Source organism: Devosia insulae DS-56 (assembly GCF_000970465.2).
Lineage (GTDB): Bacteria > Pseudomonadota > Alphaproteobacteria > Rhizobiales > Devosiaceae > Devosia_A > Devosia_A insulae.
The window spans coordinates 1-2,030 of record NZ_LAJE02000148.1; the positions used below are offsets into that span (position 1 = coordinate 1).

Consider the following 2,030-nt stretch of genomic DNA (forward strand, 5'->3'; position numbering starts at 1 on the left):
GTCTCTATCAGTCAGCACCCCGTCAGGCCCCCATGTCCCACCGCCACCTCTCCGGCCCGCGCCACGCCCTCATCCACGCTACCCCGGCGCTGGTGCTGGCGCTTGCCGCGGTTCTCCTCGTCACCGCGCTTGTCGCCGTCAGCGTCGGCGCCATCGCCATTCCGCTCGATACCGTCTGGTCGGTCGTCGCCCACCATCTCGCCCCCGGCAGCGTCGAGGTCACCTGGTCGGCCGGGCGCGACAACATCGTCTGGGAGGTCCGCCTGCCCCGCGTCATTCTCGGCGCCGCCGTTGGCGCCAGCCTGGCGCTGGTCGGGGCGGCGCTGCAATCGGTCACCCGCAACCCGCTGGCCGATCCGCACCTGCTCGGCATTTCCTCGGGCGCGGCGCTCGGCGCCATTATCGTGCTGCTGCATACCGGCATGTTCCTCGGCCTGGCCACCGTGCCGATCTTCGCCTTCGGCGGCGCGCTGCTGAGCACCGCGATCGTCGTCGGTGTCGCCAATCTCACCCGCTCCACCGATGCCAGCCGGCTGATCCTTGCCGGCGTAGCCGTCAGCTTCATCATCACCTCGGGCGGCAGCCTCGCCATCTTCCTCGGCGATCCGCGCGCCGCCCATACCGTGATCTTCTGGATGCTGGGCGGCCTCGGGCTCTCGAGCTGGGCGCAACTGCCCTACCCGCTCGTGGCGCTTGCCGCCTGCGGCGCCTACCTCATCGCCAATGCCCGCAACCTCAACGCCATGACGCTCGGCGATGAAAGCGCCACCACGCTCGGCATTCCCGCCGGCCGCTTCCGCATGGTGGTGTTCATCGTCTGCGCGCTGCTGACCGGCGCCGCGGTCGCCTTTTCCGGCGTCATCGCCTTTGTCGGCCTGATGATCCCCCATGTCGTGCGGCTCGTCATCGGCGGCGACTATCGCCGGGTGCTGCCGCTCTCGGCTTTGCTCGGCGCCATCTTCCTCGTCCTCGCTGACATGCTGGCCCGCACCATCATCCCGCCGCAGGATCTGCCCATCGGCATCATCACCGGGCTGGTCGGCGGCGGCTTCTTCATCCTGCTGCTGCGCCGTCGCGGCCGCACCGCTTGACAGCAACCAAGGCGAGGCGTATTAAACACAAACGTTGATCAACGAAAGTGTTGAATATGTACTCCGCCACCGACCCACTCAGCACCACGCTTTCGGCCCTCGCCGATCCGACCCGCAGGGCCCTCCTGGCCCGGCTGAGCGAAGGCGAGGCGACGGTCAACCAGCTGGCCGAACCGTTCGACATCACCCTGCAGGCGGTGTCACGCCACCTCAAGGTGCTGGAGACCGCCGGGCTGATCAGCCGCGGCCGCGAGGCGCAGTGGCGGCCCTGCAAACTCGAAACCGCCCGGCTGCAAGAAGTCGATGGCTGGCTCGCCCGCTACCGCATGTTCTGGGAAGGCAGTTTTGACAAGATGGGCGCCTATCTCGAAGAGATCACCAAGGGAGATCAAAATGGCTCAAAGAACTGAAGCCCTGAAGCTGCGCGACGACGAGCTGTTCATCACCCGCAGTTTCGATGCGCCGCTGTCGATCGTCTGGCGCATGTGGCAGGAGCCCGAACACATGATCCGCTGGTGGGGCCCGGAAGGCTTCACCGTCACCGACCTCAGTTCCGACTTCCGCCCCGGCGGCGCCTGGCGCGTCGGCATGACCTCGTCGATGTTCCCCAAGAGCTGGTCGAGCGGCGAATATCTGGAGATCGAGCCGCAGAAGCGCATCGTCCTCAGCTTCGCCTGGGACGACGATTCCGGCGAAACCGTACCGACCACCATCACCGTGCAGTTCGAGGAACGCGCCGGCCGCACCACCCAGCACTTCCACCAGACCCCCTTCACCTCCGTCGCCTCGCGCGACAGCCATGTCGGCGGCTGGAACTCGCTCTTTAACAAAGAAGAGCAATACGCCGCGGCTTTGGCCAAGGGCATCCAGCTGCCGCAGCTGACCTGACCTCATCACCCGGTGGCTGTGGACCCCCACCCTTGATCCCTCCCCCTAAAG

General features: G+C 66.7%; 3 protein-coding genes. All 3 read left to right on the top strand.

Features of this window, described 5'->3' with window-relative positions; all coding sequences use genetic code 11:
• Positions 1-32: 32 nt before the first annotated feature.
• From VW23_RS08505 to VW23_RS08515, 3 genes are read left to right on the top strand one after another with little or no spacing between them, the layout of a single operon-like run.
• On the top strand, positions 33-1,091 hold the full coding sequence (locus VW23_RS08505; protein ID WP_069909144.1) for a FecCD family ABC transporter permease: 1,059 nt from the start codon (positions 33-35) through the stop codon (positions 1,089-1,091).
• Between the two features lie 56 nt (positions 1,092-1,147).
• A complete protein-coding gene (locus VW23_RS08510; protein ID WP_069909145.1) occupies positions 1,148-1,501 on the top strand; it encodes an ArsR/SmtB family transcription factor in 354 nt (117 codons plus the stop codon).
• Positions 1,485-1,979, top strand: a complete 495-nt coding sequence (locus tag VW23_RS08515) for an SRPBCC family protein (RefSeq protein ID WP_069909146.1) — start codon at positions 1,485-1,487, stop codon at positions 1,977-1,979. The genes VW23_RS08510 and VW23_RS08515 overlap by 17 nt, the downstream gene beginning before the upstream one ends.
• Positions 1,980-2,030: the final 51 nt, after the last annotated feature.

What these genes read in the sequence shown, in the direction of transcription:
- VW23_RS08505 (WP_069909144.1), top strand. Translation starts at nt 33, where the DNA reads ATGTCCCACCGCCACCTCTCCGGCCCGCGCCACGCCCTCATCCACGCT.
- VW23_RS08510 (WP_069909145.1), top strand. Translation starts at nt 1,148, where the DNA reads ATGTACTCCGCCACCGACCCACTCAGCACCACGCTTTCGGCCCTCGCC.
- VW23_RS08515 (WP_069909146.1), top strand. Translation starts at nt 1,485, where the DNA reads ATGGCTCAAAGAACTGAAGCCCTGAAGCTGCGCGACGACGAGCTGTTC.